The 5515-nt window shown below is 52.5% G+C and carries 2 tRNA genes and 3 rRNA genes; all 5 read right to left on the bottom strand.

What is annotated here, in order from left to right:
* Positions 1-58: 58 nt before the first annotated feature.
* Positions 59-171 (bottom strand): 5S ribosomal RNA (rrf, locus tag BG83_RS0116580).
* Between the two features lie 117 nt (positions 172-288).
* Positions 289-3167, bottom strand: a 23S ribosomal RNA gene (locus BG83_RS0116575).
* Positions 3168-3437: 270 nt separating this feature from the next.
* Positions 3438-3513: transfer RNA gene (locus BG83_RS0116570), tRNA-Ala, on the bottom strand.
* Between the two features lie 36 nt (positions 3514-3549).
* Positions 3550-3626: transfer RNA gene (locus BG83_RS0116565), tRNA-Ile, on the bottom strand.
* A 60-nt stretch (positions 3627-3686) separates the two neighbouring features.
* A 16S ribosomal RNA gene (locus tag BG83_RS0116560) occupies positions 3687-5224 on the bottom strand.
* The 16S, 23S and 5S rRNA genes sit together here with 2 tRNA genes alongside, the layout of an rRNA operon.
* Positions 5225-5515: the final 291 nt, after the last annotated feature.

Here is a 5515-nt window from a genome sequence, read left to right as displayed (position 1 = left end):
GGCCGCGCAAAGGCAAACACCCCAGCTCTAAGGTAGAGCTGGGGTGTTGTATGGGAGAGCCTGGCGATGACCTACTTTCACACGGGAATCCGCACTATCATCGGCGCGGAGTCGTTTCACGGTCCTGTTCGGGATGGGAAGGGGTGGTACCGACTCGCTATGGTCACCAGGCTATGACTTGTCGTCACGTTGACGAGGTCAACGGGACCAATATGGGAATGTAGATTTTGGGTTGTGAGTTGTGTGTATCAGGCACAAGGCGGACCCAGCCGGAAACATACCGGTTATAGGATCAAGCCGCACGGGCAATTAGTACTGGTTAGCTGAACGCATTACTGCGCTTCCACACCCAGCCTATCAACGTCCTGGTCTCGAACGACCCTTCAGGGAGATCAAGTCTCCAGGGAATCCTCATCTTCAGGCAAGTTTCCCGCTTAGATGCTTTCAGCGGTTATCTCTTCCGTACATAGCTACCCTGCGATGCCTCTGGCGAGACAACAGGTACACCAGCGGTACGTCCACTCCGGTCCTCTCGTACTAGGAGCAGCCCCCGTCAAGATTCCAACGCCCACGGCAGATAGGGACCAAACTGTCTCACGACGTTTTAAACCCAGCTCACGTACCTCTTTAAATGGCGAACAGCCATACCCTTGGGACCGGCTACAGCCCCAGGATGAGATGAGCCGACATCGAGGTGCCAAACACCGCCGTCGATATGAACTCTTGGGCGGTATCAGCCTGTTATCCCCAGAGTACCTTTTATCCGTTGAGCGATGGCCCTTCCATACAGAACCACCGGATCACTATGTCCTGCTTTCGCACCTGCTCGACTTGTCGGTCTCGCAGTTAAGCACGCTTTTGCCATTGCACTTTAGGTACGATGTCCGACCGTACCAAGCGTACCTTCGAACTCCTCCGTTACACTTTGGGAGGAGACCGCCCCAGTCAAACTGCCTACCATGCACTGTCCCCGACCCGGATTCACGGGCCAAGGTTAGAACCTCAAACAAACCAGGGTGGTATTTCAAGGTCGGCTCCACCGAAACTAGCGTCCCGGTTTCAAAGCCTCCCACCTATCCTACACAGATCGGTTCAAAGTCCAATGCAAAGCTACAGTAAAGGTTCATGGGGTCTTTCCGTCTAGCCGCGGGGAGATTGCATCATCACAAACACTTCAACTTCGCTGAGTCTCGGGAGGAGACAGTGTGGCCATCGTTACGCCATTCGTGCAGGTCGGAACTTACCCGACAAGGAATTTCGCTACCTTAGGACCGTTATAGTTACGGCCGCCGTTTACCGGGACTTCAATCAAGAGCTTGCACCCCATCATTTAATCTTCCGGCACCGGGCAGGCGTCACACCCTATACGTCCACTTTCGTGTTTGCAGAGTGCTGTGTTTTTATTAAACAGTCGCAGCCACCATTTTATTGCAACCCCTTCGTCCTTCTGGCGCGAGCCAGTCAAACTACAAGGGCGTACCTTATCCCGAAGTTACGGTACCAATTTGCCGAGTTCCTTCTCCCGAGTTCTCTCAAGCGCCTTAGAATACTCATCTCGCCCACCTGTGTCGGTTTGCGGTACGGTCTCGTATGACTGAAGCTTAGAGGCTTTTCTTGGAACCACTTCCAATTGCTTCGCGACCTAAAGTCGCTCGCCCCACACCCTTGAATCACGCACCCGGATTTGCCTAAGTGCCATCTCCAATGTAGGGACCGGGACATCCAACACCCGGACAACCTTCCGCGATCCGTCCCCCCATCGCATCATACGACGGTGCAGGAATATTAACCTGCTTCCCATCAGCTACGCATCTCTGCCTCGCCTTAGGGGCCGACTCACCCTACGCCGATGAACGTTGCGTAGGAAACCTTGGGCTTACGGCGAGGGGGCCTTTCACCCCCTTTATCGCTACTCATGTCAGCATTCGCACTTCTGATACCTCCAGCATCCTTTACAAGACACCTTCACAGGCTTACAGAACGCTCTCCTACCATGCACTTACGTGCATCCGCAGCTTCGGTATATTGCTTAGCCCCGTTACATCTTCCGCGCAGGACGACTCGATCAGTGAGCTATTACGCTTTCTTTAAAGGGTGGCTGCTTCTAAGCCAACCTCCTGACTGTTTTAGCCTTCCCACTTCGTTTCCCACTTAGCAATATTTAGGGACCTTAGCTGGCGGTCTGGGTTGTTTCCCTCTTGACACCGGACGTTAGCACCCGATGTCTGTCTCCCGTGATTGCACTCTTCGGTATTCGGAGTTTGCTATGGCGGGGTAATCAGCAATAGACCCCCCAACCATGACAGTGCTCTACCCCCGAAGGTGAGACACGAGGCACTACCTAAATAGTTTTCGGAGAGAACCAGCTATTTCCAAGTTTGTTTAGCCTTTCACCCCTATCCACAGCTCATCCCCTAACTTTTCAACGTTAGTGGGTTCGGTCCTCCAGTACGTGTTACCGCACCTTCAACCTGGCCATGGATAGATCACTTGGTTTCGGGTCTACACCCAGCGACTGAACGCCCTATTCGGACTCGCTTTCGCTACGCCTTCCCTAATCGGTTAAGCTTGCCACTGAATGTAAGTCGCTGACCCATTATACAAAAGGTACGCCGTCACCCGTTTCCAGGCTCCGACTGTTTGTATGCATGCGGTTTCAGGATCTATTTCACTCCCCTCCCGGGGTTCTTTTCGCCTTTCCCTCACGGTACTGGTTCACTATCGGTCGATTACGAGTATTTAGCCTTGGAGGATGGTCCCCCCATCTTCAGACAGGATTTCACGTGTCCCGCCCTACTTGTCGTACACCTAGTTCCACAATACTGTTTTCGCATACGGGGCTATCACCCACTATGGCCGGACTTTCCATTCCGCTTTGCTAACAATACTGCTAAAGAGTACAAGGCTGATCCCATTTCGCTCGCCACTACTTTGGGAATCTCGGTTGATTTCTGTTCCTGCAGCTACTTAGATGTTTCAGTTCACTGCGTTCGCTTCCCTTGCCTATGTATTCAGCAAGGGATGACCCATTCGGGCCGGGTTTCCCCATTCGGATATCTGCGGATCAAAGCTTGTTTGCCAGCTCCCCGCAGCTTTTCGCAGGCTACTACGTCCTTCATCGCCTGTAATCGCCAAGGCATCCACCACATGCACTTATTCGCTTGACCCTATAACGAGTATGTCTCGCTATAGGCTGAGTTCTCGCGTTGTGCCGTATTCCAAGACAATCTTTCGATTGCTCTGGTAATACTGGTTGATACAATCACAACCCAGTGTCGCGTTTTGAATGTGCGTCTCATCAACGCACCGCGACACCTTTACTACATTCCATATTGTTAAAGAACAGCCGAGTTATCACTCGTCTTGGCTAAGCCAAACGCAAACACCGCATTCATCGACTTCTCTGTCGATGCTTGCGTTTGGCAACCAAAAGGTATTGGTGGAGGATGACGGGATCGAACCGACGACCCCCTGCTTGCAAAGCAGGTGCTCTCCCAGCTGAGCTAATCCCCCAGTCACGGCAGAGAACAACTTCCACCGTCCGTAACTTGGTGGGTCTGGTAGGACTTGAACCTACGACCCCCGCCTTATCAAGACGGTGCTCTAACCACCTGAGCTACAGACCCTTGGCTGTAACATCAAACAAACCGATAAGTGTGGACGCCTAACGTCGGATGCACGCTCTTAAAGGAGGTGATCCAGCCGCACCTTCCGATACGGCTACCTTGTTACGACTTCACCCCAGTCATGAACCCTACCGTGGTAATCGCCCTCCTTGCGGTTAGGCTAACTACTTCTGGTAAAGCCCACTCCCATGGTGTGACGGGCGGTGTGTACAAGACCCGGGAACGTATTCACCGCGGCATGCTGATCCGCGATTACTAGCGATTCCAGCTTCACGTAGTCGAGTTGCAGACTACGATCCGGACTACGATGCATTTTCTGGGATTAGCTCCACCTCGCGGCTTGGCAACCCTCTGTATGCACCATTGTATGACGTGTGAAGCCCTACCCATAAGGGCCATGAGGACTTGACGTCATCCCCACCTTCCTCCGGTTTGTCACCGGCAGTCTCTCTAGAGTGCCCTTTCGTAGCAACTAGAGACAAGGGTTGCGCTCGTTGCGGGACTTAACCCAACATCTCACGACACGAGCTGACGACAGCCATGCAGCACCTGTGTCCACTTTCTCTTTCGAGCACCTAATGCATCTCTGCTTCGTTAGTGGCATGTCAAGGGTAGGTAAGGTTTTTCGCGTTGCATCGAATTAATCCACATCATCCACCGCTTGTGCGGGTCCCCGTCAATTCCTTTGAGTTTTAATCTTGCGACCGTACTCCCCAGGCGGTCAACTTCACGCGTTAGCTACGTTACTAAGGAAATGAATCCCCAACAACTAGTTGACATCGTTTAGGGCGTGGACTACCAGGGTATCTAATCCTGTTTGCTCCCCACGCTTTCGTGCATGAGCGTCAGTGTTATCCCAGGGGGCTGCCTTCGCCATCGGTATTCCTCCACATCTCTACGCATTTCACTGCTACACGTGGAATTCTACCCCCCTCTGACACACTCTAGCCGTGCAGTCACCAATGCAATTCCCAAGTTAAGCTCGGGGATTTCACATCGGTCTTGCACAACCGCCTGCGCACGCTTTACGCCCAGTAATTCCGATTAACGCTTGGACCCTACGTATTACCGCGGCTGCTGGCACGTAGTTAGCCGGTCCTTATTCTTCCGGTACCGTCATCGACCCCAGGTATTAACCAGAGCCATTTCTTTCCGGACAAAAGTGCTTTACAACCCGAAGGCCTTCTTCACACACGCGGCATTGCTGGATCAGGCTTTCGCCCATTGTCCAAAATTCCCCACTGCTGCCTCCCGTAGGAGTCTGGGCCGTGTCTCAGTCCCAGTGTGGCTGATCGTCCTCTCAGACCAGCTACTGATCGTCGCCTTGGTGGGCCTTTACCCCACCAACTAGCTAATCAGACATCGGCCGCTCCTATAGCATGAGGCCTTGCGGTCCCCCACTTTCACCCTCAGGTCGTATGCGGTATTAGCTAATCTTTCGACTAGTTATCCCCCACTACAGGGCACGTTCCGATGTATTACTCACCCGTTCGCCACTCGCCATCAATCTAGCAAGCTAGATCATGCTGCCGTTCGACTTGCATGTGTAAGGCATGCCGCCAGCGTTCAATCTGAGCCAGGATCAAACTCTTCAGTTTAATCTGCTGTTTTTCGCTCTTTACGAGCGGTCGCTCACTCTCAGAATCTGACTTGAACTTTCGTTCAAACCTTACTTCTGTGCGAGCACTTCATTACTTGTTAGCTAGCGGATCGAAATCCGCCGCATCCAGTATTAAGCGCCCACACTTATCGGCTGTTTGCTTGTTAAAGAACTTCGCGATCAACTTTGTTCACCGCGTCGCTGCATTGTCTGCAGCAGAGAAACGAGATTATGCAGAGCTTTTTCGTCGCTGTCAACAACTCGTCGAAGAATTTTTATCATCAACTCG

The organism is Ralstonia pickettii (assembly GCF_000607165.1).
Taxonomy (GTDB): Bacteria; Pseudomonadota; Gammaproteobacteria; order Burkholderiales; family Burkholderiaceae; genus Ralstonia; species Ralstonia holmesii.
Note: the sequence above shows the minus strand (reverse complement) of the source record. Positions and strands in the feature narration are given on the sequence as shown.